We start from the raw sequence: 26,718 nt of genomic DNA on the forward strand, positions 1-26,718 counted from the left end.
ATAAATGATGTTTTAACAAAAGAATTTGCTTGGCGACCATAGCGCTTTGGACCCACCTGATTCCATGCCGAACTCAGAAGTGAAACGAAGTAGCGCCGATGGTAGTGTGGGGTTTCCCCATGTGAGATTAGGACATCGCCAGGCTTTGAATTGCAAAATGCTGAATAGACACTGCGGAGTGGTAGTTCAGTTGGTTAGAATACCGGCCTGTCACGCCGGGGGTCGCGGGTTCGAGTCCCGTCCACTCCGCCACTTTTTCTTAAATTAAGAAAAATACAATTTACTTTTTGAGCCAAGAAAAGTAATATAAACAAAGTTTTAGGGGTGTAGCTCCAATTGGCAGAGCAGCGGATTCCAAATCCGCGTGTTGGGAGTTCGAATCTCTCCACCCCTGCCATATTAAGGCCTTAGCAGAAATGCTGAGGCCTTTTTACTTTGTAGGCTTAAGAGACGGTGTCAAAGCAGCGGATTCCCCTAATACCAAAATAGCGCGTGTTGAAAATTCGAATCTCTCCACCCCTGCCATATTAAGGCCTTAGCAGAAATGCTGAGGCCTTTTTACTTTGTAGGCTTAAGAGACGGTGTCAAAGCAGCGGATTCACCTAATACCAAAATAGTGCGTGCTGGAAGAGCGAATCTCGCCACCCTTGCTATATTAAGGCTCTAGCAGAAATCCTGGAGCCTTTTTGTTTTGATGGTTTTGCTGGAAATTATGAATACCAGTTATATTCAAATTTCATTCAAGGCACTAAGTTTACTTAATATCTTATGGTAGAGTGATGTATCAACAAGAGGGAGCACTATGAACACTGTTATTGAAACCATGCTGAGCCATCGCTCTATCCGTAAGTTTACTCAACAGGCAATTTCATTTGAGCAGCTAGATACTATTTTGTCTGCAGGTATTTCTGCTTCATCATCCAGCTTTCTACAAACCACATCGATTATTCGAGTTACTGATCCACAAAAGCGTAAAGCGCTAGCTGAATTTGCTGGCGGACAACAATACGTTGAAACGGCGGCTGAATTTTTGGTTTTCTGTATTGATTATCAGCGTCACTTCCAACTTTCTCCTGAAGTAAAACCTGAATTTACTGAGCTCACATTGATTGGGGCAATTGATGCCGGGATCATGGCGCAAAATACCTTATTGGCTGCGGAATCGTTAGGATTAGGTGGTGTGTATATCGGTGGTTTACGTAATGCACCTAAAGAAGTTGATGAATTATTAGGGCTGCCTAAATATTGCGCTGTGATGTTTGGCATGTGTTTAGGTCATCCCGATCAAGATCCGCAAATTAAGCCGCGTTTACCACAGAAAGTCATGGTTCACCAAGATTCTTATCAGCCGTTATCTGAACAAGATATTGCGGAATATGATGCTGAAACTAGTCATTACTATCAGACACGTGGCAGTAATCAGAAAACCGGTTCATGGTCAGATCATATCCATGGTCGTTTAAGTAAAGAGTCACGCCCATATATTCGTGACTACTTGAACTCTAAAGGACTAGCGACTAAATAAACCTCGCTTGTAGCCATAGAAAAAGGCCTGACGATAAAGTCAGGCCTTTTGACATTTTGCGTAGTGGAATGGTTATGCCAAACCCTGAATCACTACAAATTTTTCTAGCAACTCTTCTTCCGTTTCAACATGCTCAGGGTCGGTAATGATGCAATTATTAATTGGGCATACCGATTGGCATGTTGGCTTATCGTAATGTCCTTTACATTCAGTGCATAAGTTATGATCAATTTCATAAATGCTGTCACCCATGCTGATTGCACCATTAGGGCATTCTGGGTCGCACATATCACAGTTGATACACTTATCTGTAATTAATAAGGCCATATTACTTCGCATCTACTGCATCATTTACGGGGTTACGCGTGTTTTGACCGTTCGATAAGTTACGCATAAGAAGTCCATAACTTAAATCCAAATCTTCAGGAACAGGAATAAACACAAAGTGACCATTGCCTTTTGCGTCATCCACTTTTTCTGATTTACGGTTTTCCATCTCTTCTAAAGTGAAGTTGATATTACCGTTTGGTGTCATAAGCTCTAAGCTATCACCTAATAGGAATTTGTTTTTCACTTCGACTTCTGCTAAGTAGCCACGACGTTTACCTGTAAACTCGCCAACAAATTGTTGAGAATCGGAAACCGAGTAGCCGTAATCGTAGTTTTGATACGAATCATGGGTATGACGACGTAGGAAACCTTCGGTATAACCACGGTGAGCCAGGCTTTCTAACGTACCCATTAGGCTTTCATCAAATGGTTTACCGGCAACCGCATCATCAATCGCTTTACGGTATACTTGCGCAGTACGAGCACAGTAGTAGAAAGATTTAGTACGACCTTCGATTTTTAATGAATGGACGCCCATTTTAGTCAAACGCTCTACATGTTGAATCGCACGTAGATCTTTTGAATTCATAATGTAAGTGCCGTGTTCATCTTCAAACGCCGCCATTTGTTCTTCTGGGCGATGCGATTCAGAAAGTAGCACAACTTCATCGGTAGGTTTACCTAGGCCAAGGGTGTTGTCTGGACGCTCTTCTTTAACCTCGATCGCTTGTACTTGGCTAGGATCAAATTGCTCAACCGCTTGATTGGCTGGTACGATTTGACCGGCGTCGTTTTCAGTGCCTTTTTCGACTTTATATTCCCAACGACAAGCATTGGTACAAGTGCCTTGGTTTGGATCGCGTTTGTTCATGTAACCAGACAATAAACAACGACCAGAATAAGCCATGCATAATGCGCCGTGCACAAAGATTTCCAACTCAGTTTCAGGGCAATGTTCACGAATTTCCTCTATTTCTTCTAAGGAAAGTTCACGTGATAAAATCACTCGCTCAACACCTTGAGTAGACCAGAACTTCACCGTTGCCCAGTTAACTGCATTGGCTTGAACTGATAAATGGATTGGCATTTCAGGGAAGGCTTCTCGCACCATCATAATTAAACCAGGATCCGACATGATCAACGCATCCGGGCCCATATCAACGACGGGTTTCAAATCACGAATGAAAGTTTTAAGTTTTGAATTATGTGGTTGGATATTACATACCACATACAGTTTTTTACCTAAAGAATGAGCTTCATCGATACCGATTTTGAGGTTTTCATGATTGAATTCATTGTTACGTACACGAAGGCTATAACGAGGTTGTCCTGCGTAGACAGCATCGGCGCCATAAGCGAATGCATAGCGCATGTTTTTTAGGCTGCCAGCAGGAGACAGTAGTTCTGGTTTAAACATAATATATATCTCTAGGTCTGATTTCAGGTCAGATTTATACCACCAAGCGGTATAAATTAGGGGAGCGAATTTTACGCCAAGTTAAGAAGAAAAGCGAGAAAAGCACAGGATAAGTAGGGAATAAAAAACAGCAGGGCTTGGTTATGTCACAAAGCCCTACATCGTTGGGAGCACATTATTAATCGTTCTTCGGTAACCCACCTAGTGCATCAAACAGTTGCGGTAAAAAGGCATCAAATTCACCACACATTAAAGTGAAATCTGCATCAAAGCGCTGTGCCTGATCTTCGCGTGGAATGTCCTGATTGGTGTCTTTAAGTTCATCGCTGAATTTTAAGCGTTTGATGCTTACGTCAGAAGACAAGACAAATTCAATGTGTTCTTGCCAATCGAGTGCTAACTTGGTGACCACTTTATCGGCTGCAATGTGATTTTGAATTTCTTCCGCGCTCAATTCTTGTTTCTTACAACGAATGATACCGCCTTCTTCCTGCAGTGAATGAAATTCAGCTTCATCTAAAAGTTGGAAGCCTTGCGGTAAGTTACCGGTTTTGACCCATTCCGTTAGGCTGGTTTCAATTGAAACTTCGGGGATAGCAGGCACAACAGGAAGACTACCTAAGGTTTTGCGTAGTAAAGCTAATGCATCTTCCGCTTTTTTACTGCTGCTAGAATCTACCACAATAAAACCAAGTTTTGGCATGATTAAAATAGATGTAAAGTTATGACGACTAAACGCTCGTGGTAATAAGTCGATTAAGATTTCATCTTTAAGATCGTCTTTTTCTTTTTTCTTAAGAGATCGACCTTCTTGTTGTTCAAGCAGATCAATTTTATCTTGCAGAGAGTCTTTAATAACGGATGCTGGTAGAAGTTTCTCTTCTTTTTTAGCTTTGATCAGAATGTGATCACCAGCAATATGAGTTAATACATCTGAGTGCTTATTTAGTACGCTCGTCCAGCCAAACTTTTGCTTATCTTGGCTACCACAAGGCGTGAACTTAAATTCAGCAAGTTGAGATTCTAGTTTATCAACATCAAAGTTAATTTCACGATTGAAACGGTACACTAAACAATTCTTAAACCACATAACTCTCATACTCAGTCTGGAAATTGGACGCCTATCATAGAAGATTTATTCGCTTAGTCAAAGCTAAGGGGAATATTCGAGAATAGTGCTGACTTAAAGCAATGGTTGCTGTGACAAAATAACCATGATTGGTTGACAGTTATATGAAAATTACTTTGCAGGAGTCACAAAACTGTCATACTTAAGACACATAATAAGTAGCAGATTAATTTTGGCTAATTTAAATTAGTAAAGTAGACGCGAAAGGATTTTTGGGTATGTCGAGAAGAATTTTGGTTGTTGAAGATGAAGCTCCTATCAGGGAAATGTTATGCTTTGTTTTAGAGCAAAAAGGTTACCAACCAGTTGAAGCTGAAGATTACGATACCGCCATTAATAAATTGTGCGAACCTTATCCTGATTTGATTCTATTAGATTGGATGTTACCAGGTGGTTCCGGTATTAATTTTATCAAACACCTCAAGCGTGAAGAGTTAACTCGAAATATTCCTGTTGTAATGCTTACAGCACGTGGTGAAGAAGAAGATAAAGTTCGCGGTTTAGAAGTAGGTGCGGATGATTACATTACGAAACCTTTTTCACCTAAAGAATTAGTTGCTCGCTTAAAAGCGGTTATTCGTCGAGTCACACCAACAGCAATAGAAGATGTTATTGATGTGCAAGGGTTAAAACTCGATCCTGTTTCTCACCGTGTGACTGCGAATGATTCTCCACTCGACATGGGACCAACAGAGTTTAAAATGTTACATTTTTTCATGACACATCAAGAGCGTGTCTATAGTCGTGAACAGTTATTGAATAACGTTTGGGGCACTAATGTTTACGTTGAAGATCGTACTGTTGATGTGCATATTCGCCGTCTAAGAAAAGCATTAGAACAAGAAGGTCACGATAAACTTGTTCAAACCGTACGTGGTGCAGGTTACCGTTTCTCAACGCGAGCTTAATTTATACTTTATCCGAATGACGGAGTACTGAACTGAATGGTTGAAAGGTTAACCAGAAAAAAGCTAGCTTGGTCGCTGGCTTTTTTTTACCTTCCGTGGTTAATAATTGGCTGGTTTTTTGGTTATATGGGGTGGTTATTGTTTGCCGCTACCGTATTACAATTATTATGGCAATTGCATAACCAAATACGCTTATCGGAATGGTTGTGGGATGAAAAACGTCTGAGCCCACCTTCAGGAACGGGGCATTGGGAACCTGTATTTAACGGTATTTATCGCTTACAACAAAAGCAACGCCGTCGTCGAAAAGAGCTCGCTAATTTAATTCGTCGTTTTCGAAATGGTGCTGAATCTTTACCCGATGCTGTGGTGGTATTTCGTAGTGAAGGTAATATTGTATGGTGCAATAAACTGGCTCAATCATTACTTGGTTTTCGTTGGCCGGATGATTCAGGTCAACCGATTGCCAACTTAATTCGTACGCCTGATTTCATAAAATATCTTTCTAAGCAAGACTTTACTGAACCGCTTGAAATGCTATCTCCACTTACACCTGAGCGTATTTTAGAATTGCGTATAGTGCCTTATACCGATGGTGAGCACCTGATGGTGGTGCGTGATGTGACGCAATTAAAACAACTGGAAGGGATGCGTAGAAACTTCTTTGCTAATGTGTCACATGAATTAAGAACACCGATGACTGTTTTACAAGGTTATCTAGAGATGACAGAAGACCCTGAAATATTAGCAGGGCCAATGTGGTCAAAAGCTCATGGTGTGATGACGGAACAATTGTCTCGCATGAATGCTTTAGTCGAACAATTGCTGACACTCTCAAAGATTGAAGCAGCACCAATTCATGAGCTTGATGAAATCGTTAATGTACCCGCGATGTTAGACATTTTAGAAAAAGAAGCCATAGCGTTAAGTGGCGATAATAAACATAAAATCGTGTTTGATATCGATAAACAAATGACGGTATATGGTGATGAAGAACAATTACGCAGTGCTATTTCCAATTTAGTGTATAACGCCGTTAAGTACACTCCAGCGGGAGCAGATGTACATGTTAAATGGTATGAAACGGTTGATGGCGCATGTTTGTCGGTTGAAGACTCTGGAGATGGAATTGAGCCTCAACATATTAACCGATTAACTGAACGCTTCTATCGAGTCGATAAAGCTCGCTCTCGGGAAACTGGTGGCAGTGGGCTTGGCTTGGCTATTGCTAAACATGCATTAAGCCACCATGAGTCTTATTTAGAAATCACCAGTGAAGTTGATAAAGGTAGCTGCTTTTCGTTCGTATTACCTAAGAAGCTTGTAGCTCGTTCAACGTCATAACGTGTCAAGGAATAATATGCGTAACGCAGTACTCGTTTGTTTGATCGCCATACTTTCAATGCCTTGTTTCGCAAATGAAATGGTTAGAGATGAGCTTGATACTTATCATAAAGTATCAGGAATGTCAGGAACGATATCTTCTGTAGGTTCGGATACCCTTGCGACATTAACCTCTGTGTGGGCAGAAGATTTCCAACGTATTTATCCTAATATTAACATGCAACTTCAATCTTCTGGATCATCAACTGCGCCAACAGCTTTGACCGAGGGAACATCACAACTCGGCCCAATGAGTCGTCCTATGAAAGCCAAAGAATTGGAGGCTTTTGAGCGGCATTATGGATACCCACCTGTTCAATTAAAAATTGCCATTGATGCAATTGGTATTTTTGTTCATAAAGATAATCCAATTAAAGGTTTGAATTTCTCACAAGTTGATGCCATTTTTTCATCAACATTGAAATGTGGGGCGACTGAGCCATTAAATAAGTGGCAACAACTAGGTGTAGATACCGACTGGGCTAAACTAGGCTTTCAACTTTTTGGTCGTAATTCGGTATCAGGCACTTATGGTTATTTTAAGCAACATGCATTGTGTAAAGGTGACTTTAAAAGGCAAGTGAATGAACAACCCGGCTCAGCTTCTGTTGTGCAATCTGTCGCTTCTTCAATTAACAGCATTGGCTATTCTGGTGTGGGTTATCAAGTATCAAAAGCGAAATTGATCCCTATTGCTCTTGAAGGGCAAGATTATATTTATCCAACTCGAGATAATATTTTAGATGGTCGTTATCCACTCGCTCGTTATTTATATGTTTATGTAAATAAAAATCCATTAAAACCTCTGCCTCGACCACAGGCTGAATTTTTAAAGTTTATATACTCTAAACAAGGACAAAGAGGGGTGGAGAAGGATGGTTATGTTCCGTTATCGCGTGAACTGGCCAATGCTCAACTGCAGAAAGTCGGCTTGCGTTAATTTATTAGAGAAGTCATTCTAAAAATGATAAACGTTTTCTAAGCAGCTTGCTTTAATCTCTAGAAATAAAAACAGCCTTGAAAAAGGCTGTTTTAACGATCAAAAAAGTTACCATGGCAATAAAGGGTATGTTGCTTTAAAAGCTTAGATTCCAGCCAGCATTAATCCAATATTGTTGTTCTGTTTGTAGATCGGCATGTAATAAGCGATTGTTATCTAACCAATCTTTATCCTCACAAGTCAGCTTCCAGAGTTGATCGCCACCTTCTTCATTTTTCTCGTCATTTACCGTTTCTATTGAAAGGGTTAATTTTGGCAGTTCGTTTTCTTCTTTTCTTTGTCCATTAACGACGATCGCTAAACGCAATATGGCAATTAAAGGCAGTATTTGTTTTTTCTTATAAATAGTTAATTCTGGCATTTCTTGCAGTTTAAGGGCTTTACGTTGAAAGCGAACTAATGCAGCAAGGACTTGTTGCTGTTCTTGGTTAAACCCCGGCATATTGGTGTGTTGAAGGATATAAGCAGAATGACGGTGAAAGCCTTTATAGCTAATACTAAGTCCTACTTCATGTAGCAAGGCTCCCCAAGATAGTAAGCTGCAAAGCTCACTTTTAGGTTTTATATCGAGTTCTGATCCTACTTGCTTTAAAAAGCGCTCTGCTTGATTACGTACATTTTGGGCATGGTTAACATCAACTTGATGTTTATCGGCAAGGTTTTCTGCAGTGCGCATGCGAATATCAGAACGTTGGAATCGCTCTTCCATTTCATACATTAAACCTTCACGTAATGCACCATCGGAAAAATGTAGTTGTTTGATGCAAAAAGACTCAAATATAGCTAATAAAATCGCGACACCAGCAGCAAATACAGGTTTTCGTTCATCGGTTAAACCTTCGAGCTTAATATCATCAATTTGGTCTAGTTTGCACAACTCTTCAACCAATTGATTGAGTCGTTCTAAGGTTATGATGCCATCTTCATGCCCCATTCCAATGAGAACTTCTCTGATTGCTTTTATCGTCCCCGAAGATCCTATTGCTGCATCCCAGCCTAATTTTTTGTATGGCTTACATAAGGCTTCTAACTTTTGTTGAGCGGCTAAGGTAGCTTTTGAGAAGTTCTTTTTGGATAACTTCCCATTGTGAAAAAACTTATTGGTATAACTGACGCAACCTAATTGTTTGCTATTGAGTAGTTGTGGCTCAAAGCCAGTACCAATGATCATTTCAGTACTGCCACCACCGATATCAATAACAAACTTTTTTTCCCATTCTGGTTGAGTATGAGCAACACCTAGATAAATTAAGCGTGCTTCTTCAACACCAGCAATCACTTCAATTGGAAAGGGCAGTACATGACGAGTACGAGAAAGAAATATATGAGCGTTATTTGCCTGACGCAGTGTGTGGGTTGCCGCGATTCTAACGTTATCGGCATCGAAGCCTTGTATACGTTCAGCAAACATGGCCAGACAATCTAAGCCTCGTTGTATCGAAGTATTGTCTAAGTTCATATGTGAATCCAAACCATCAGCTAACCGAACACGTTGTTTATGGCGACTAACAATTTGCAAATCATGCCCGGTGACTTTAGCCACTACCATGTGAAAACTGTTTGAGCCTAAATCTATAGCGGCAATATGCCTAATACTTGGTTCAGTTGGTAGATTCATAAATACCTATTTATTCTGTTTTTAAACGAGACTTTCTTTCAATTTGCTTTAAATAATCATAAATAGCAATTTGTGAACGGACTTTTTTTCGATTACCACGTGGTACATAGCTGTTACTCATTTCTTTATCAATACGTCTGGCTTTGACGGTATCAATAAAATGAATATTGAGAATATCGATGATCCGTTGCTTTAATCTTTGAGAATGGATAGGGGTTGCGACTTCAATTCGATAATCTAAGTTACGTGTCATCCAGTCGGCTGAAGAAATATAAACTTTTGGATCGCCATCATTTTCAGTCACAATTACCCTAGGGTGTTCTAAAAAGCGATCGATGATGCTGATGACCGAAATATTCTCACTAACTCCTGGGATTCCTGGAACGAGTGAGCACATTCCGCGAATGATCATGCGAATTTTAACACCAGCATTGCTCGCTCCATACAGCTTATTGACGAGTCCTTTATCGACTAAGTTGTTTACTTTTAAGGTGATACCTGCAGGACGACCTTCTTTCGCAATCGCTATTTCACTGTCTATCAACTTATAAATTTGTTGCCGAGCATTACGCGGTGACACCATAAGCTGAGTAAAACGCACTGGACGATATGGATTTTCAATATAACCAAAGACATTACGTACTTCAGCGGTTAATTGTGGATCTGCGGTTAATAAAGCGAAGTCGGTATAAATTCGAGCAGTTTTTTCGTGAAAATTACCCGTACCAATATGAGCGTAGCGCTTTAATTCATCATCTTCTCTACGAGTAATGAGTAATAACTTTGAGTGTATTTTTAATCCTGGGGCACCGAAAATAACATGAACACCAGCATCCGTTAGTAATTTAGCCCATTCAATATTGGCTTCTTCATCAAAGCGAGCTTGTAGCTCAACCACAACGGTGACTTTCTTTTTGTTATGTACAGCATCCATCAATGAATTCATCAATTTTGAGTTCTTCGCAACACGATAAATATTGATTTTGATACTGATCACTTTAGGGTCAAAGGATGCTTGCCGAACTAACTCGGTAATATGGTCAAAACTATGGTACGGGTAATACAATAAAATATCTTGCGCGCTGATGGCTTCAAAGTTATTTGGATATCCATCAAAGTCAGCACATTTAAGAGGAACTAATGGTTTGTTTTCTAAGTAATCTCTTCCCACATTAGGAAAACCAGTGAAATCTTTGAAGTTATGATAACGACCACCAGGAATTAAGCTGTCATAGCTACTCATATTGAGCTTTTCACATAAATATTTCAGAAGATCTTCCGGCATATCTCTTTGATAGACTAGTCGTACAGGCATAGCGGTAAGACGTTGATTGACCCCTTCAGACATCTGCTCTAATAGACTGTGTTCAACCTCATGCCGTAAATCATATTCAGCGTCACGAGTCATAGTCATGGTGTAGCTATTGAGTTCATCGTATTCAAAGAAGCCTTTGAAAATATCATCAAGACAAAAGCGAATAATATTATCAAGTAATATTATGGTTTTACGTCTCTTCCCTTTTTGCTCCGGTACCATAATGAAGCGTGGAAGATGATCGGTTGGAATATCAATTAAGGCATAATTCTTTTGATCTTGATGAATAATTTCAACAGTAAGATAGGAATGTTCATCCTTTAAAAAACTCAGTACATCGGTATCTTTATTCATTAAAAATGGGGTGATGTGAGGAAGCACTTCTCGTTGGAAGTATTTTTTGATCCATTTTTGTTGAGATTCTTGTAACTGTGATTCATTGACTAAAAATATGCGGCGTCGGGCCATTTCGAGTATTAATTCGTTATACAATTCGTCAAATTTTTGGTTAAGCTTTAATACTTTCGACTGCATCTTGGTTAAAAGGTGTTTAGGGCTGTCGTTGCTACTACTTTCTTGGCTGATTAAAATGCGGCGTTTTACATCAGCAAAGCGAACTTTATAAAACTCATCTAAATTACTAGAAAAGATCCCTAAAAAACGCACACGTTCAATCAGCGGAACTGTTTTGTCGGCCGCTTCTTGTAAAACGCGTTCATTAAAAGATAGCCAACTTAGTTCTTTTTCTATGTAGAGTTTCTCGGAGCTCATTGTACCATCCAGCATGTATTAGTGGAGAAGAGGAGAGAGAATGGAATCCTTTACCATATCTAAGAGTAAGTTAGTGGTTTTTTGTGACATTTTTATTTCAATGAGGCTTATATAAAGAAGCAATAGCAGTAAAATCAAGCACAAATCAAAGTATAGTAATAAAACTGTCACACAATCGACATATTATGTCATCAATCAAAAAAGGTAATGTGGAACATGGCTCAAGTCGATACTTTCTTTCAACAACGAGATAAAAGGCGCTGGCTGACAGATCGCTTTGCAAGCTCGGTGATTAAACTGGGAGGTATCAGTGTTCTTATCGCTTTAGTATTACTGATTTTCTATTTGATTATGGTGATTGCACCAATATTTTCTCCTGCAACCATAAAGTTAAAAAGTGAATATTTACTTACGGATAATCACACCATAAATAAAACCGTTGCTGTTGGTATAGATGATGATGGTAGAACGGCTTTTCGTTTTACTGAAGATGGACAATTGATTTTCTTTGTACTAAACCAATCCTTGAATTCTCCTATTGAGACAAATCAAAATAACACTCCGTTATTGGTAAACCAAATTGTTGACCACCCAGTAGCCTTCAAGGAGGCTGAAACCAGCTCTCGTTGGTATGCTTATACTGATAACCAAGGAGGGATCTACGCGGTGCGACCTAAGTTTTCGACTGTGTTTACCGCGGGTGGGCGTCAATCTTCCCCAAGCTTTAGTTCTTTTGCTGATACCCCGGTTTCCCTCGATAGTGATGGGGTAGCGATTCGTCAGTTTGATTTTTCTATACAGACAGATCAGGCGACCTTTATTGGTATTAACCAAAATGGGGAATGGCGTGCTCTCGGTTATCAAAATTCTTCACAATTTGGGGATGTTGAGTCACATTGGCAAAGTACTCCACTTAACCTGCCCACGATATCCTCAAAGGTGACTGATTTTGTTCTCACACCAGATGGAAAAACACTATATGTGTTATATCCTGATTCGATTAGTGTTTTAAAGCGTAATGATGTGGGTTTTCAACTACGAGAAACTGTCGCTTTAGAGAATGCTTCTACTAAGCATGATACTCAAAAAGAAAAGTCATCATCGGTACAAGGTGTTAATTTAGATCTACTTCCAGGAGCTTACTCCGTTTTGATCACTCAATCCGATGGTAAGGTTTCCCAATGGTTTGATGTGTTGAAAGATGGTAAGCGTCAGTTTACTCAAATTCGTGATTTTGATTCAGGAAGTAAAGCAACACCGGCTTTTGTTTTACCGGAGTTTTACCGAAAAGGTTTTTTTCTATTTGATGACACTGGCCGAGTAAATAATTTTTATACCACATCTGATAATAAAGTGTTTTCGAAAAAAATTGCTCAAACGCCTCCTATTACAGCTGCAACGTCACCTAATGAGCAGTTTTTAATGACCGCATTTCAAGACAAATTATCGCTATTTAAGATAGATAATCCTCATCCAGATATTACCTTTACCTCTTTGTGGCAAAAAGTCTGGTATGAGGGGTATCCTGAGCCTGAATTTATTTGGCAATCTACTGCTGCTAGTAATGATTTTGAAGCGAAATTTAGCCTGGTTCCTATCGCTTTTGGTACTTTAAAATCAGCATTATTTGCTATGATTTTTGCCGTGCCAATTTCAGTTTGTGGCGCGGTTTATACTGCGTATTTTATGACGCCAGGGATGCGCCGTTATGTAAAACCGACAATCGAGTTAATGGAAGCCCTGCCGACGGTGATTATTGGTTTTCTTGCTGGCCTATGGTTAGCCCCAATCGTTGAGTTAAATTTATTAAATACCGTACTGTTTATAGTGTTGTTGCCTATGGTTATTCTACTTACAGCACTATTGTGGCAAGCGGTTCGAAAATTTACTGGGCTCGGTGAATATCAAGGTTGGATAGCTTTATTTTTAGTGCCTGTAATGATGGGGTTTGCATGGTTAATATTCAGTTATGGTCATTACTTTGAATCTTGGCTATTTGGTGGAGATGTTCGGCTATTTATGGCCAATATGGGCGTCGATTTTGATCAAAGAAATGCATTAATTGTCGGTTTTGCAATGGGGTTTGCGGTGATCCCAACCATTTTTACGATTGCTGAAGATGCTATATTTTCGGTACCAAAACACTTATCTGATGGTGCTAGTGCACTTGGTGCGACCCCGTGGCAATGTTTAACTACTGTGGTTTTAGTAACGGCATCCCCAGGGATATTCTCAGCGGTAATGATGGGATTAGGGCGTGCGGTTGGTGAAACTATGATTGTCTTGATGGCAACTGGTAATACCCCTGTGATGGATTGGAATATTTTTGAAGGTATGCGTACGCTGTCCGCTAATATTGCGATTGAGATGCCGGAATCGGAAGTTGGAAGTTCTCATTTCAGGTTGTTGTTTTTATCGGCTTTTTTATTGTTTATTTTTACCTTTGTCGTCAACTCGATAGCAGAGCTAATCCGTCAACGTTTAAGGGATAAGTACAGTGCTTTATAGCTCAACGACAAAAGGTTGCTTGATATTTGGAGTCAGGGGGCTGCAATGTTAAGCGGTTATCAATTTACTTGGATTAAATCTGGCAATCCTTGGGTATGGCTGACAGCTGGTGCTGTGAGTATTAGCCTTATCTCAGTATTAGGTCTGTTGTTATTAATTGGTTGGAAGGGGCTGGTGTACTTTTGGCCTACGCCTTTATATCAATGGCAAGACGAGCATGGTCAGCACTTGATAGGTCAGATTTATCAGCAAAATTATGTTTCTCTTGATCAGTTATCAAATCAAGATAGGCAGTGGCCAGACTCGGTATTGCAATCAGGGCAAGCGCAGAGATTATCGATCAAAGTGGCTAATCGCGATATTTATCCACGAGATTTTATTTCGGTATTAGAAATAGATTTGCATCACCAAGATACACCTCAAGATCTTGCTGTTTTTGAACGTACACGTTCTGGGGACTTTTTTGGTCAACCCGTGTCACTTGAAAGTGAAGGGCATGTTTATAAAAACTCACTACCTAAGCACATTGGGCTTGCTCTACAAAGTGCTGATGCGGTTCGGGATCAAATTGATGATGTTTTGCAAAATGAGTTGCAAGGAGTAACTCAACAACTGAATAAGTTACGAGTTGAGAAGCGATTAAAGCAGCAAGAAGGTCAAGCGACAGCCGCTTATCTCAAAACCTTATATCAACGCCAAGATGAATTAGAGGCTAAGTTTACTCTGGCTGAAAATAAGATCTTAGCATTACAAGAACAATTATCATCAGCACGAGTGTTAGTGAAAGATATGAAAGGTGAGATTATTTCCTTACCTTTAGAGTCAATATTGGATGTTTGGTATCCCAATGCAATGAGTTGGGTTGAAAAAGCTCATCATTGGGCTAAGCAAGTTGGAAAATTTTTACTCGATAACCCAAGAGAATCGAATTCAGAAGGAGGGGTATTTCCTGCCATTTTCGGTACAGTATTATTAGTTATTATCATGTCGGTGGTGGTGATGCCTCTTGGTGTGATTGCTGCTATTTATCTGCATGAGTACGCTAGAAATACGATGCTAACACGACTGATTCGGATCTCGGTGGTTAATCTTGCCGGTGTCCCATCGATTGTCTATGGTGTATTTGGTCTAGGTTTTTTTGTGTATACCATAGGCAGTTCGATTGATGAGCTGTTCTACTCTGATACATTACCGACACCGACGTTTGGTACTCCTGGTTTGCTATGGTCTGCTATGACGTTAGCAATATTAACCTTACCTGTGGTGATCGTTGCCACAGAAGAAGGGCTTGCTCGTGTCCCTAACTCTGTTCGGCATGGTTCTTATGCTCTAGGGGCAACCAAGTTTGAAACGCTATGGAGGACCGTGCTGCCTATGGTTAGTCCAGCGATCATGACGGGATTAATTCTCGCAGTTGCGAGGGCAGCTGGGGAAGTCGCACCTTTGATGCTGGTGGGGGTAGTGAAACTTGCTTCTAATTTACCGGTTGATGGTAATTTCCCATACTTACATTTAGAAAGAAAATTTATGCATCTTGGCTTTCACGTTTATGATGTTGGTTTTCAAACGCCGAATATTGAGGCGGCAAGACCGTTGGTGTTTGCGACGTCATTTTTATTGATCACTGTAGTGGTAGGTCTCAATATCACTGCGATTATGATCCGTAATAATTTACGTGAAAAGTTTAAGATATTAGGAAACGATTAATATGCTTTCGATTCATTCGGCACTTGGATATCCAGAACCTTTAGATGTTCATAAGCTAACCGAAAAACAAACGGCAATTTCTATTGATGCTTTGAACTTGTTTTACCATAAAGCTCAAGCTTTGAAAGATATTAGTATGCGTATTCCTAAAGGTAAGGTGACGGCTTTTATCGGGCCTTCTGGTTGTGGTAAATCAACTTTATTGCGCTGTATTAACCGTATGAATGATTTAGTGGATGGTTGCCGAGTAGAAGGAGAGGTTCTTTTAAATGGTAATAATATTTATCACCCTAATGTCGATGTCGCGAGTTTGCGTCGACGAGTGGGGATGGTATTCCAACGTCCTAATCCTTTCCCTAAATCGATTTATGAAAATGTGGTGTATGGATTACGTTTGCAAGGGATAAAAGATTCTCGTTCTTTAGATGATGCGGTTGAACGTTCATTACGAGCGGCAGCCTTATGGACTGAAGTAAAAGATCGTTTACATGAAAATGCTTTTGGATTGTCAGGTGGTCAACAGCAACGTTTAGTGATTGCTCGGGCTATCGCCATTGAGCCTGAAGTCTTATTACTTGATGAGCCGACATCCGCTTTGGACCCTATTTCGACTTTGACGATTGAAGAGTTGATTTCAGAATTAAAAACAAAGTACACAGTGGTGATTGTTACACATAACATGCAACAAGCTGCGCGAGTCAGTGATCACACTGCTTTTGTGCATATGGGACAACTAGTGGAATATAGTGATACTGATTCGATCTTCACATCGCCAAAAATGAAGAAAACCGAAGATTATATTACTGGCCGATACGGTTAAATAAGGATTTTAAATAACATGCAACTTGGTCGTCATATTTCGGGGCAGTTTAATGTCGAACTTGAGTCTATTCGTACTCACGTATTAGCGATGGGAGGCTTAGTTGAAGAGCAGCTTTCATTGGCATTACACGCATTGTATAAACATGATTCTCAATTAGCGACTAAGGTTAAGCGTAATGATGACAAAGTGAATCAAATGGAAGTGGCGATTGATGAAGCTTGCACACGCATTATTGCTAAAAGGCAGCCAACCGCAAAAGATTTACGTTTGGTAATGGCGATCATTAAAACTATTTCAGATCTTGAACGAATTGGTGATGTCGCGACCAAATTGAGTCATGTCGCACAAGAAACATTTGCTCCGAAACAAGAAACGCTGATTGTTTCAGTCGAAGCGTTTGGGCGCATGGCCGTCAATATGTTACATCAGGTGTTAGATGCTTTTGCTCGTATGGATGTACAAGCCGCCGCAACGGTATATCGTATGGATGATAAACTGGATGCGGAGCATAAAAAAGTTCAACAGCAGATGATCAATTTTATGATGCAAGACCCTAGTTCAGTGCCCAAAGTCATGCAGATTGTTGCCTGTGCTCAATCGATTGAAAGAGTTGGCGACCGCTGTCAAAACATCTGTGAATATATTATTTACTTTGTACAAGGTAAAGACGTTCGTCACGATAAAGAGTATTTAGAATCTTTAATTTAAGGTGAGTGTTGACCTTTTCACTGTGAAAATGACGATCAATCGAGATCGCCATATTGATTCGGTTGGAATGTTAGTCTGAAATGACCGTTTTTTTAAATGTTATTGATAGTCTGTTTCACCGATTGAATCGTTTGTTTATTGGTTACCGGAATTGCAAAGTCATCGACTGAATCTGACCCCATTTTAGCGCTATCAATGTGAAGTTTCATATGGCTAGGGCGGGTTGTCTTTCCAGAAAGGTGAATCTCGTGAATGCCAGTCTGCTTAATTATTTGTGCTGCGTTATCAATGTTGACACCTGCGCCAGCCATAATTGAAAATCGGCCTTGGGCTTGTTCTACCATTTCAGCGATAACGTTAATACCTTGTTTTGCTGTACTTGCCAACCCGGATGTTAATATACGCTCACAACCTAGTTCAGCGATATCTTCTAATGCTTGTTTAGGATCGCGACATTGATCGATGGCTCGGTGAAAGGTCACCCCCATGCCGGATGCTGCTTCGATAAGTCGCTGACAAATCATTTTATCAACATCACCTTCAGCGGTAAGTGCACCAATCACAATACCTTGCAAGCCAGCTTGTTTGGCGCAAAGTACGTCTTCTAGCATCGACTCAACATCTTGCTCACTATACAAAAAGTCACCTTGTCTAGGGCGAATCATCGCGTAAATAGGAATGCTCGAGTATTGCGCGGCTTTTTTCATAAAACCATAGCTAGGGGTTAAGCCTCCTAACGCAAGTGATGAGCATAGTTCAATACGTGTCGCCCCCCCCTCAATCGCAAGGTGTAGGGATTCTAAATTATCAATACAGACTTCTAATTCGATGGTCATGATAGGCTGCTCTAAGCTAATAAATTGATGGTGTATATCCAGTAATTTCAAGATGTTGTGAATTCTGCATCTCGAAGTCATTTGGGTATATTGTAGAATAAAAAAAGCCCTGCACAATGGCAGGGCTCAATAAATCATTTAGGCGAGATTATTTTTTGCCTAGGTCATCTGAGTGCTCAGATAGGAATGAAGCAACACCTTTTGGAGATGCATCCATACCTGCTTTACCTTCTTCCCATTGTGCAGGGCAAACTTCACCGTGTTTTTGGTGGAAGTTTAGTGCGTCAACCATGCGTAGCATTTCATCGATATTACGACCTAGAGGAAGGTCGTTAACTACTTGGTGACGTACAAGACCATCTTCGTCGATTAGGAAAGAACCACGGAAAGCAACGCCTGCTTCTGGGTGCTCAACATCGTATGCTTTAACGATTTCGTGTTTAACGTCAGCAACTAGAGGGTATTTAACTTGGCCGATACCGCCGTCAGCGATAGCCGTGTTACGCCATGCATTGTGTGAGAATTGTGAATCGATAGAAACACCGATTACTTCAACGCCTTTAGCTTGGAAATCTTCGAAACGCTTATCGAAAGCGATTAGCTCTGATGGGCAAACGAATGTGAAGTCTAGAGGGTAGAAGAAAACAACGGCTTTCTTGCCTTTAGTGAATTCTGCAAAGTTGAATGAATCAACAATTTCACCGTTACCTAGAACTGCTGCTGCTGTGAAATCTGGGGCTTGACGACCTACTAGTACCATTTTATTGCTCCTAAATTTTGCTTTGATATAAAAATCAACACTCAAACTTCTGTGTCTGAGCTTGGTTTCAACGAGACAAACTATAGTACAAGTTGTAGTATGAAAAAAAGCGAAATAAACCGATTAACTTAATCGAAAAAAGCGATTATCTCTAATTTGTGATCACACCATGGTTTCACTACAACTTCATCGAAATTTAATATGACTAAATGGCCTAGTTTAAAACAATTACATTACCTAGTGACGCTTTATGAAACGCGTCACTTTAGCGAGGCTGCAGAACGTTGTTTTGTTAGCCAATCAACCTTAAGTAAAGGTATTCAAAATTTAGAATCCTTGATTGGTTGTCCACTTTACGAAAAAAAAGACAAAAAGAGTCCTTTAGTTTTTACTTTAGCGGGCAAGCAAGTGGTGAAACAAGGACGAGAATTATTAGCTAAAAGCCAAGATTTACTTGAATTAGGCTCGTTATGCCAGGGCAACAATATGCAAGGCCAATTACGAGTTGGCTGCATTCCTACTATTGCTCCGTTTTTACTTGGTGACTTGGTACAAGAAGTGAATCAACGCTTTCCACAACTGACGTTATTACTACGTGAAGATACCACGAGCAATTTATTAAAAGCGCTGCGTAACGGCGACTTGGATGTGTTGATCTTGGCGATGCCAGTGGATATTGATGGTATGGAATGTCGAATTGTTGGCCAGGATCCATTTCGTATGATCATCAGTCGAGAGCAAGCCGGCTCTATCCGCATTCCTTTGCGTTATGATGATCTGCCAGATGAATCGGTGTTCTTGCTTGAAAACGAGCATTGTTTAACCGAGCATGCGGTGTCGGCATGTAAGTTAACTAAGAAAGAAAAAATCAACCCATTTTCTGCTACTAGTTTACATACATTAGTGCAAATGGTTGCTAATGGATTAGGCACTACCTTTATTCCTCAAATGGCGATTGACCACGGTTTAGTGGATAACCAAAACATTGTTGTGATTGAGCCACCGGGAAAAAGTGCTCACCGTCAAATTGGTTTGATTTGGCGACCAAGCTCGAATCGCACGATGACCTTTGAAACATTAGCCAATGTGGTAGAAGGTTTACTTTGATTCAAAGTCCATCAAACTCTATACTAGCGCCAGATTTTTACACCGCTAATATCCAAATTGAATAATTGTTTAGCCTTAAAAAAGTGACCCCTCATGCAAGTATCTGATTTTGACTTCGATTTGCCCGATGAGCTCATCGCTCGTTACCCTCAACCGCAGCGTACTGCAAGCCGACTATTACAGTTAGATGGTAATAGTGGTGAACTAACAGATGGTAAGTTCACAGATGTGTTGGATCTCGTTCAGCCAGGGGATTTAGTGGTATTCAATAATACTCGCGTAATTCCAGCGCGAGTATTTGGTCGTAAAGAGTCAGGCGGTAAAATTGAAATCTTGGTCGAGCGAGTATTGGATGAACATTCGATTCTTGCTCATGTACGTGCGTCAAAATCTCCCAAACCAGGTAATGTGCTATTTTTAGGTGAAAATGATGAATATCAAGCCACTATGGTTGCACGTCATGAGGCATTATTTGAAATTCATTTTGAGCATGAAAAAGGTGTGTTCGACATTTTAAATGAAATTGGTCACATGCCATTGCCACCTTATATTGATCGTCCTGATGAAGATACTGATAAAGAGCGTTATCAAACCGTCTATAATCAAAAACCAGGAGCGGTTGCTGCACCAACCGCTGGGCTGCATTTTGATAATGAACTTTTAGATGAAATTAAAGCCAAAGGTGTCGAGTTTGCGTATGTGACTCTGCATGTTGGCGCAGGTACTTTTCAACCAGTTCGTGTTGATGATATTAATGATCACCACATGCATTCTGAATATGTGGAAGTACCACAAGAAGTGGTTGATGCGATTGCTGACACTAAAGCTCGTGGTGGTCGAGTTGTTGCAGTGGGGACGACTTCGGTGCGTTCATTAGAAAGTGCGGCGCAAGATGCTAAGCAAAAGGGCACAGAATTGGCTCCTTTTTTTGGTGATACCGAAATTTTCATCTACCCAGGTTATGAATACCAGCTGGTGGATGTCTTGATCACCAACTTCCACCTGCCAGAGTCGACGCTAATTATGTTAGTGAGCGCTTTTGCCGGTTATGAGCATGTGATGAATGCCTATCAGCATGCTGTACAACAACAATATCGCTTCTTTAGCTATGGCGATGCGATGTTTGTAACGAAAAAGCAGTAATGGGTATCTAGTTCCTAGTTTCTAGGAAAAGACGAAAAGCTCGCTGTTTGTCGTTATCACATCGATATATTGAGTTAAGTAATAAATTGTTAGCGCATAACTTTCTAGGGACTAGTCACTAGGGCCTAGAAACCTAAGCGCTTTTATATCGTTGGACTGTTTATCCGACATTTTGGAGGCTTCGTGAAATACGAACTAATTAAAAAAGACGGCGTTGCTCGTCGTGGACGCTTAACCTTTAAGCGCGGCTCTGTTGAAACCCCTGCATTTATGCCTGTGGGTACTTACGGGACAGTAAAAGGCATGACGCCAGAAGAAGTGAAAGATACTGGTGCAGAGATCTTGCTAGGTAATACTTTCCACTTATGGCTTCGTCCTGGTCAAGAGGTCATGAAATTACATGGTGACTTGCATGACTTCATGAACTGGCAAGGTCCTATCTTGACCGATTCAGGCGGCTTCCAAGTATTTAGCTTAGGTAAAATGCGCAAAATCACCGAAGAAGGTGTGCACTTCCGTAACCCTGTGAATGGCGATCGCATTTTCATGGACGCTGAAAAGTCGATGGAAATTCAAAAAGATCTTGGATCTGACATCGTGATGATTTTCGATGAATGTACTCCATACCCTGCGACCCATGAAGAAGCGCGTAAGTCGATGGAAATGTCATTACGCTGGGCGCAACGTAGTCGTGATCATTTCGACAAATTGGAAAACCCAAATGCCTTGTTCGGTATTGTTCAAGGCGGTGTATACGGTGATCTTCGTGATGTATCAGTAAAAGGGTTAACCGAAATTGGTTTTGATGGCTACGCAGTAGGTGGTCTTGCGGTTGGTGAACCTAAAGAAGATATGCACCACATGCTAGAACATACATGCCCACAATTACCGGAAGACAAACCTCGTTACTTAATGGGAGTTGGCAAACCGGAAGATTTAGTTGAAGGTGTACGCCGTGGTATTGATATGTTCGACTGTGTGATGCCAACTCGAAATGCGCGTAACGGGCATTTGTTTGTAACAGGTGGCGTGGTTAAGATTCGTAATGCGTCACATAAAACGGATACATCACCGCTTGATCCACATTGTGATTGTTACACTTGTAAGAATTACTCGAAATCCTACTTACATCATCTTGACCGTTGTAACGAAATTTTAGGTGCGCGTTTAAACACCATTCATAATCTTCGTTATTATCAACGTTTAATGGCAAGCATCCGCCTTGCAATTGATGAGGATCGTTTTGAGGAATTTGTACAAGAGTTCTATGCTCGTCGTGATCGAGAAGTACCACCATTACAAAAAGAACTACGAATGAGTGATTCATCACAATAACATCGTATTTTAAGTGGGTTAAGCTGCTCTTTGCCTTGAAAAAAGTAAAGAGCACCCCAATCTAAAAACAAATTATCAAAATCAGAAAAAGGAAATGTTTTAATGAGCTTATTTATTTCAGAAGCACACGCTGCAAGTGCAGGCCCAGCTGGCGGTGGTATGGAAATGTTCATCATGCTTGGTATGTTTGCGCTTATCTTTTACTTCATGATTTATCGCCCACAAGCGAAACGTGTAAAAGAGCATAAAAACCTTATGGCATCAATGTCAAAAGGTGATGAAGTGCTAACTGGTGGTGGTCTTGTAGGTAAAATCGTTAAGATTTCAGACGATAATGACTACATCCTATTAGCTTTAAATGAAAATAATGAAGTAACAATCAAGAAAGATTTCGTTACTGCTGTGCTACCGAAGGGTACACTTAAGTCTCTTTAATTATAGTTAGCTAGCTATAAAAGCTAAAGGATACCCGCTGTGCTAAACCGTTACCCGTTATGGAAGTATCTGATGGTGGCTGCTGTCATCTTAATCAGTGCGCTCTACGCCCTTCCAAATATTTACGGTGAAGATCCTGCGGTACAAGTCACTGGGGCGCGTGGCGCCTCAGTTGACATGTCTACACTGGATTCTATTAATACCGTATTAAAAGAAAACGATCTTGAAACCCAATCTGTTGCATTAGAAGACGGTTCTGTTCTTATTCGTTTTAAAGATACTGATTCTCAAATTACTGCTCGCGATGTAATCAACCAATCAATGGGAAAAGATTATATTGTTGCTTTAAACCTTGCCCCTGCGACACCGAATTGGCTTGATTCAATCGGTGCAACCCCAATGAAGCTTGGCCTTGATTTACGTGGTGGTGTTCACTTCTTAATGGAAGTGGATATGGATGCTGCGATGGAAAAACTCGTTGGCCAACAAGAAGAATCTTTCCGTAGCGATCTTCGTGATGAACGTATTCGTTACCGTGCTATTCGACCTTCCGGTAAGGACGCTGTTGAAGTTGTTTTACGTAATGAAGAACAACTTGAACAAGCGAAGAGCATCCTTGCTGATAAGCATCGCGATATGGTGTTTACTGAAGGCAAAAACAACGCATTGATTGCTAAGTTTAATGAAGCTCGTTTACTTGAAATTCGTAACTACGCTGTTGAGCAAAATATTACAATTTTACGTAACCGTGTTAATGAGCTAGGTGTTGCTGAACCTCTTGTCCAGCGTCAAGGTGCAAGCCGTATCGTAGTTGAATTACCAGGTGTTCAAGATACTGCTCGCGCTAAAGAAATTTTGGGTGCTACAGCAACACTTGAATTCCGTCAGGTTGATGATAAAGCTGATTTGGCAGCTGCAGCGGCTGGTCGTGTACCACCAGGTAGTGAAGTTAAATTTGATAAAGATGGTCGTCCGGCAGTATTGAAAAAGCGTGTAATTCTTGGTGGCTCAAGTATCACGGATGCAAGTTCTAGTACCGATGAGTATGGTCGCCCTCAAGTAAATATTTCTCTTGATAGTGAAGGCGGCAATAAAATGGCTGACTTCTCAAAGAAAAATATTGGCAAGTTAATGGCGACAGTCTTTACCGAATATAAAGACAGTGGTAAACGCACACCAGAAGGTAAAGTGATACTAGCTAAGCACGAAGAGGTGATTAACCAAGCGACTATTCAATCTGCTTTAGGTCGTAGCTTCCGTATTACTGGTATTGATTCAGCGGCAGAAGCGCACAACTTAGCACTCTTATTACGTGCTGGTGCCTTGATTGCGCCAATTTCAATCGTAGAAGAACGAACTATTGGTCCATCAATGGGGCAACAAAACATTGATAAAGGTATTCAAGCTTGTATCTGGGGTATGGTGGCAGTAATGCTCTTCACTCTGATCTACTACCGTCGATTTGGCTTTATTGCCAACATGGCATTAATGGCTAACTTAGTGTTAATTATTGGTGTGATGTCTTTGATTCCAGGGGCAACAATGACCTTACCTGGTATTGCCGGTATCGTGTTAACCGTTGGTATGGCTGTTGATGCGAACGTGCTTATCTTTGAGCGTATTCGTGAAGAACTGAAAGAGGGACGTAGTCCTCAGCAAGCGATTCACCAAGGTTATGCCAATGCCTTTAGTACCATTGCAGATGCAAATATTACCACGCTTATCACCGCAATAATTTTATTTGCAGTGGGTACAGGTGCGATTAAAGGCTTTGCGGTTACTCTGTCTATCGGTATTTTAACGTCTATGTTTACGGCTATTATCGGCACACGTTGTGTGGTTAACCTGATGTATGGCGGCAAGCGTAATATCAAGAAATTGTCGATCTAAGGAAGAGTCATGTTTCAAATATTGAAAACTACCAAAGCGATCGACTTCATGCGTTGGTCTAAGTTTGCCTTTGTGTTCTCTGGCCTAATGATCGCTGCATCTTTGTTTACCATTTCAACTAAATGGTTTAATTGGGGGTTAGACTTTACTGGTGGTACTTTGATTGAGGTGTCATTTGAACACCCTGCCAATCTACCAGTACTACGTGAAGCACTAGCTAAAGATGGCTTTGCCGATGCCACAGTTCAAAACTTTGGTTCTGCACATGATGTGATGGTGCGTATGCGCCCACGTGAAGATGCAAAAGGTGAAGTGATAGGTAACCAAGTACTTGAGTCATTAAAACAAGGTACTGGTGATCAAGTTACACTTAAGCGTATTGAATTTGTTGGACCTAATGTTGGCGATGAATTAGCGGAAGCGGGTGGTTTAGCTATTCTGATTTCACTGCTTTGTATCTTAATGTATGTATCTATGCGTTTTGAGTGGCGTTTGTCTGCTGGGGCAGTATTAGCATTAGCGCACGATGTGACTATTACACTAGGTATCTTTTCATTGCTACAAATTGAGATAGACCTGACCATCGTGGCAGCATTGTTGACGGTAGTGGGGTACTCACTCAACGATACCATCGTAGTATTTGACCGCATTCGTGAGAACTTCCGTAAGATGCGTAATGGTCTACCAGGTGACATCATGAACAACTCAATTACACAAACGTTAAGCCGTACTTTGATTACTTCTGGTACAACTTTGTTTGTAGTTATTGCATTGTTCACTCAAGGTGGTGCGAATATTCACGGTTTTGCACTGGCATTATTACTTGGTATTACCGTAGGTACTTATTCATCCATTTACGTGGCCTCTGCACTAGCGTTAAAACTAGGCTTAACACGTGAGCACTTGATGCCAACACAAGTTGAGAAAGAAGGTGCAGACCAAGAGTCAATGATACCTTAATCTTGTAATCGTTTAACTGATCAAGGCTTTGAATTTCATTTCAAAGCCTTTTTTATATCGAGAAACCAGAAAGCGGACAAATAAAAACGCCCGCTGAGAGTATCAGCGGGCGTTTATCCTATGATAAGAATGAGTTACTTCATCATACCTTCGTTAGAGTGCTCACGAACGTGTTTAAGGATGTGTTTCACACCACGTGCGCTTGAAGCGACTAAGTTACCAGAAGTAAGGTAGTTAGTACCGCCAGCGAAATCAGTCAAAATAGCACCGGCTTCACGAGCAATAAGCTCACCTGCTGCGATATCCCAAGGTTTCAAACCTAGTTCAAAATAACCATCAACACGGCCAGACGCTAAATAACATAAATCAAGAGCTGCAGAACCAGTACGACGGAAATCTGAGCATTCTGTAAACAGGCCACCAACGATTTTTACAAAGCTTTCTGCATGTTGTTTTTGTTTAAATGGAAAGCCAGTTGCAAGAATAGCGCCATTCAAATCTTTAATTGGGTTTATACGTAGACGAGCGTTGTTTAATTGAGCACCAGAACCACGTTGAGCAGTAAATAGCTCATTACGAATTGGATCGTAAACACAAGCAACTTCAGTTTTACCGCGCATGCGCACAGCAATTGAAACTGAGAAGTGAGGGAAGCCTTTTACAAAGTTATTAGTGCCATCCAGTGGGTCAATGATCCATTGAACATCAGTATCTTTACCTTCAATTGAACCGCCTTCTTCACCTACGATGCAATGATCAGGGTAAGACTTTTTGATGGTATCGATAATCAGTTGTTCTGCTTCTTTGTCGACGTTTGTGACAAAGTCGTTCTGACCTTTTTGAGCAGATTCAATCTTGTCAGTGTTTTCTAATGATTTTGCAATATGGTTGCCAGCCATTCGTGCAGCACGAATAGCGATATTTAGCATAGGATGCATATAATTTTCCCAACGGATGTTAAAGAACGAAAAAGCGGCGTGCAGTATACCAGAGTTTATCTAAATAGAAAGCGTCTATTTTTTGCTCACTCGTAAATTGTCTAGGTTAAGGTAGCATTTATTTGGTTTGGAGTATGATATTATGCGGTTAATTTTCACTATGGCGAAGACT

Annotated in this window: 22 protein-coding genes, 2 tRNA genes and 1 rRNA gene; 17 read left to right on the forward strand and 8 right to left on the reverse strand. The window is 40.6% G+C overall.

The features are described 5' to 3' along the window. The first annotated feature begins 28 nt into the window (after positions 1-28). The 4 genes from rrf to nfsA all read left to right on the forward strand — a co-directional run bounded on the left by rrf (position 29) and on the right by nfsA (position 1,525). Positions 29-144, forward strand: a 5S ribosomal RNA gene (gene rrf / locus QQJ93_RS12355). A 31-nt stretch (positions 145-175) separates the two neighbouring features. Further along, positions 176-252 (forward strand) — tRNA-Asp (locus QQJ93_RS12360). A 68-nt stretch (positions 253-320) separates the two neighbouring features. Continuing rightward, positions 321-397 (forward strand) — tRNA-Trp (locus QQJ93_RS12365). A 405-nt stretch (positions 398-802) separates the two neighbouring features. Next, a complete protein-coding gene (gene nfsA, locus QQJ93_RS12370) occupies positions 803-1,525 on the forward strand; it encodes an oxygen-insensitive NADPH nitroreductase (RefSeq protein WP_089123521.1) in 723 nt (240 codons plus the stop codon). A gap of 72 nt (positions 1,526-1,597) precedes the next feature. Here nfsA and QQJ93_RS12375 read toward each other — a convergent pair whose 3' ends face one another. The 3 genes from QQJ93_RS12375 to rdgC all read right to left on the reverse strand — a co-directional run bounded on the left by QQJ93_RS12375 (position 1,598) and on the right by rdgC (position 4,362). Further along, positions 1,598-1,852, reverse strand: coding sequence for a YfhL family 4Fe-4S dicluster ferredoxin (locus tag QQJ93_RS12375; protein WP_089123622.1), 255 nt, complete (start codon positions 1,850-1,852; stop codon positions 1,598-1,600). 1 nt (position 1,853) lies between these two features. After that, positions 1,854-3,272, reverse strand: a complete 1,419-nt coding sequence (gene trhP / locus QQJ93_RS12380) for a prephenate-dependent tRNA uridine(34) hydroxylase TrhP (protein ID WP_089123520.1) — start codon at positions 3,270-3,272, stop codon at positions 1,854-1,856. A 178-nt stretch (positions 3,273-3,450) separates the two neighbouring features. After that, positions 3,451-4,362 (reverse strand): recombination-associated protein RdgC, encoded by a 912-nt coding sequence (gene rdgC / locus QQJ93_RS12385; protein WP_089123519.1) that lies wholly within the window; start codon positions 4,360-4,362, stop codon positions 3,451-3,453. Positions 4,363-4,619: 257 nt separating this feature from the next. Here rdgC and phoB point away from each other — a divergent pair, with 257 nt between their 5' ends. The 3 genes from phoB to QQJ93_RS12400 are packed head-to-tail and all read left to right on the forward strand — an operon-like array spanning position 4,620 to position 7,632. Next, positions 4,620-5,309, forward strand: a complete 690-nt coding sequence (gene phoB, locus QQJ93_RS12390; RefSeq protein ID WP_089123518.1) for a phosphate regulon transcriptional regulator PhoB — start codon at positions 4,620-4,622, stop codon at positions 5,307-5,309. A gap of 36 nt (positions 5,310-5,345) precedes the next feature. Then, entirely contained in the window at positions 5,346-6,653 is a 1,308-nt protein-coding gene (gene phoR, locus QQJ93_RS12395) for a phosphate regulon sensor histidine kinase PhoR (RefSeq protein WP_089123517.1), read from the forward strand. 16 nt (positions 6,654-6,669) lie between these two features. After that, positions 6,670-7,632 carry a PstS family phosphate ABC transporter substrate-binding protein gene (locus QQJ93_RS12400; RefSeq protein ID WP_089123516.1) on the forward strand — a complete coding sequence of 321 codons (963 nt, stop codon included), beginning with the start codon at positions 6,670-6,672 and terminating at the stop codon, positions 7,630-7,632. Positions 7,633-7,768: 136 nt separating this feature from the next. On the opposite strand, the gene ppx is transcribed toward QQJ93_RS12400, so the two are convergent. Both ppx and ppk1 read right to left on the reverse strand, forming a co-directional pair. Further along, positions 7,769-9,310 carry an exopolyphosphatase gene (gene ppx, locus QQJ93_RS12405; protein WP_089123515.1) on the reverse strand — a complete coding sequence of 514 codons (1,542 nt, stop codon included), beginning with the start codon at positions 9,308-9,310 and terminating at the stop codon, positions 7,769-7,771. Positions 9,311-9,320: 10 nt separating this feature from the next. Then, on the reverse strand, positions 9,321-11,396 hold the full coding sequence (gene ppk1, locus QQJ93_RS12410) for a polyphosphate kinase 1 (RefSeq protein ID WP_089123621.1): 2,076 nt from the start codon (positions 11,394-11,396) through the stop codon (positions 9,321-9,323). Positions 11,397-11,612: 216 nt separating this feature from the next. Between ppk1 and QQJ93_RS12415 the strand changes: the two genes are divergently transcribed. Genes QQJ93_RS12415 through phoU form a run of 4 tightly spaced genes read left to right on the forward strand, consistent with a single transcriptional unit; the run spans position 11,613 to position 17,142 of the window. Beyond that, positions 11,613-13,904 carry an ABC transporter permease subunit gene (locus QQJ93_RS12415; RefSeq protein ID WP_089123514.1) on the forward strand — a complete coding sequence of 764 codons (2,292 nt, stop codon included), beginning with the start codon at positions 11,613-11,615 and terminating at the stop codon, positions 13,902-13,904. Positions 13,905-13,949: 45 nt separating this feature from the next. Further along, positions 13,950-15,611, forward strand: coding sequence for a phosphate ABC transporter permease PstA (pstA, locus tag QQJ93_RS12420; RefSeq protein ID WP_089123513.1), 1,662 nt, complete (start codon positions 13,950-13,952; stop codon positions 15,609-15,611). Between the two features lies 1 nt (position 15,612). After that, a complete protein-coding gene (gene pstB / locus QQJ93_RS12425; protein ID WP_089123512.1) occupies positions 15,613-16,431 on the forward strand; it encodes a phosphate ABC transporter ATP-binding protein PstB in 819 nt (272 codons plus the stop codon). 18 nt (positions 16,432-16,449) lie between these two features. Beyond that, positions 16,450-17,142, forward strand: coding sequence for a phosphate signaling complex protein PhoU (gene phoU / locus QQJ93_RS12430; RefSeq protein ID WP_089123511.1), 693 nt, complete (start codon positions 16,450-16,452; stop codon positions 17,140-17,142). Positions 17,143-17,234: 92 nt separating this feature from the next. On the opposite strand, the gene QQJ93_RS12435 is transcribed toward phoU, so the two are convergent. Continuing rightward, positions 17,235-17,978: a copper homeostasis protein CutC gene (locus QQJ93_RS12435; RefSeq protein ID WP_089123510.1), complete on the reverse strand. Its 744-nt coding sequence runs from the start codon at positions 17,976-17,978 to the stop codon at positions 17,235-17,237. Between the two features lie 148 nt (positions 17,979-18,126). After that, complete coding sequence (locus QQJ93_RS12440) at positions 18,127-18,738, reverse strand: peroxiredoxin C (RefSeq protein WP_089123509.1); 612 nt, start codon at positions 18,736-18,738, stop codon at positions 18,127-18,129. Positions 18,739-18,939: 201 nt separating this feature from the next. Between QQJ93_RS12440 and QQJ93_RS12445 the strand changes: the two genes are divergently transcribed. From QQJ93_RS12445 to secF, 6 genes are all read left to right on the forward strand, one after another. Continuing rightward, complete coding sequence (locus QQJ93_RS12445; RefSeq protein WP_089123508.1) at positions 18,940-19,845, forward strand: hydrogen peroxide-inducible genes activator; 906 nt, start codon at positions 18,940-18,942, stop codon at positions 19,843-19,845. Between the two features lie 93 nt (positions 19,846-19,938). After that, positions 19,939-20,988: a tRNA preQ1(34) S-adenosylmethionine ribosyltransferase-isomerase QueA gene (queA, locus tag QQJ93_RS12450; protein ID WP_089123507.1), complete on the forward strand. Its 1,050-nt coding sequence runs from the start codon at positions 19,939-19,941 to the stop codon at positions 20,986-20,988. 183 nt (positions 20,989-21,171) lie between these two features. Beyond that, complete coding sequence (gene tgt / locus QQJ93_RS12455) at positions 21,172-22,323, forward strand: tRNA guanosine(34) transglycosylase Tgt (RefSeq protein ID WP_089123506.1); 1,152 nt, start codon at positions 21,172-21,174, stop codon at positions 22,321-22,323. Positions 22,324-22,425: 102 nt separating this feature from the next. After that, positions 22,426-22,758, forward strand: coding sequence for a preprotein translocase subunit YajC (gene yajC, locus QQJ93_RS12460; RefSeq protein ID WP_089123505.1), 333 nt, complete (start codon positions 22,426-22,428; stop codon positions 22,756-22,758). Between the two features lie 39 nt (positions 22,759-22,797). Continuing rightward, positions 22,798-24,648 carry a protein translocase subunit SecD gene (gene secD, locus QQJ93_RS12465; RefSeq protein WP_089123504.1) on the forward strand — a complete coding sequence of 617 codons (1,851 nt, stop codon included), beginning with the start codon at positions 22,798-22,800 and terminating at the stop codon, positions 24,646-24,648. Between the two features lie 9 nt (positions 24,649-24,657). Then, entirely contained in the window at positions 24,658-25,608 is a 951-nt protein-coding gene (secF, locus tag QQJ93_RS12470; protein ID WP_089123503.1) for a protein translocase subunit SecF, read from the forward strand. A 134-nt stretch (positions 25,609-25,742) separates the two neighbouring features. Here the strand turns inward: secF and suhB are convergent, their stop codons facing one another. Next, positions 25,743-26,546: an inositol-1-monophosphatase gene (gene suhB, locus QQJ93_RS12475; RefSeq protein WP_089123502.1), complete on the reverse strand. Its 804-nt coding sequence runs from the start codon at positions 26,544-26,546 to the stop codon at positions 25,743-25,745. Positions 26,547-26,718: the final 172 nt, after the last annotated feature.

The sequence above is a fragment of the Vibrio algivorus genome, assembly GCF_030161215.1.
Classification (GTDB): Bacteria; Pseudomonadota; Gammaproteobacteria; order Enterobacterales; family Vibrionaceae; genus Vibrio; species Vibrio algivorus.

Coding starts and splice junctions, on each gene's coding strand:
- nfsA (WP_089123521.1), top strand. CDS start 803: ATGAACACTGTTATTGAAACCATGCTGAGCCATCGCTCTATCCGTAAG.
- QQJ93_RS12375 (WP_089123622.1), bottom strand. CDS start 1,852: ATGGCCTTATTAATTACAGATAAGTGTATCAACTGTGATATGTGCGAC.
- trhP (WP_089123520.1), bottom strand. CDS start 3,272: ATGTTTAAACCAGAACTACTGTCTCCTGCTGGCAGCCTAAAAAACATG.
- rdgC (WP_089123519.1), bottom strand. CDS start 4,362: ATGTGGTTTAAGAATTGTTTAGTGTACCGTTTCAATCGTGAAATTAAC.
- phoB (WP_089123518.1), top strand. CDS start 4,620: ATGTCGAGAAGAATTTTGGTTGTTGAAGATGAAGCTCCTATCAGGGAA.
- phoR (WP_089123517.1), top strand. CDS start 5,346: ATGGTTGAAAGGTTAACCAGAAAAAAGCTAGCTTGGTCGCTGGCTTTT.
- QQJ93_RS12400 (WP_089123516.1), top strand. CDS start 6,670: ATGCGTAACGCAGTACTCGTTTGTTTGATCGCCATACTTTCAATGCCT.
- ppx (WP_089123515.1), bottom strand. CDS start 9,310: ATGAATCTACCAACTGAACCAAGTATTAGGCATATTGCCGCTATAGAT.
- ppk1 (WP_089123621.1), bottom strand. CDS start 11,396: ATGAGCTCCGAGAAACTCTACATAGAAAAAGAACTAAGTTGGCTATCT.
- QQJ93_RS12415 (WP_089123514.1), top strand. CDS start 11,613: ATGGCTCAAGTCGATACTTTCTTTCAACAACGAGATAAAAGGCGCTGG.
- pstA (WP_089123513.1), top strand. CDS start 13,950: ATGTTAAGCGGTTATCAATTTACTTGGATTAAATCTGGCAATCCTTGG.
- pstB (WP_089123512.1), top strand. CDS start 15,613: ATGCTTTCGATTCATTCGGCACTTGGATATCCAGAACCTTTAGATGTT.
- phoU (WP_089123511.1), top strand. CDS start 16,450: ATGCAACTTGGTCGTCATATTTCGGGGCAGTTTAATGTCGAACTTGAG.
- QQJ93_RS12435 (WP_089123510.1), bottom strand. CDS start 17,978: ATGACCATCGAATTAGAAGTCTGTATTGATAATTTAGAATCCCTACAC.
- QQJ93_RS12440 (WP_089123509.1), bottom strand. CDS start 18,738: ATGGTACTAGTAGGTCGTCAAGCCCCAGATTTCACAGCAGCAGCAGTT.
- QQJ93_RS12445 (WP_089123508.1), top strand. CDS start 18,940: ATGACTAAATGGCCTAGTTTAAAACAATTACATTACCTAGTGACGCTT.
- queA (WP_089123507.1), top strand. CDS start 19,939: ATGCAAGTATCTGATTTTGACTTCGATTTGCCCGATGAGCTCATCGCT.
- yajC (WP_089123505.1), top strand. CDS start 22,426: ATGAGCTTATTTATTTCAGAAGCACACGCTGCAAGTGCAGGCCCAGCT.
- secF (WP_089123503.1), top strand. CDS start 24,658: ATGTTTCAAATATTGAAAACTACCAAAGCGATCGACTTCATGCGTTGG.
- suhB (WP_089123502.1), bottom strand. CDS start 26,546: ATGCATCCTATGCTAAATATCGCTATTCGTGCTGCACGAATGGCTGGC.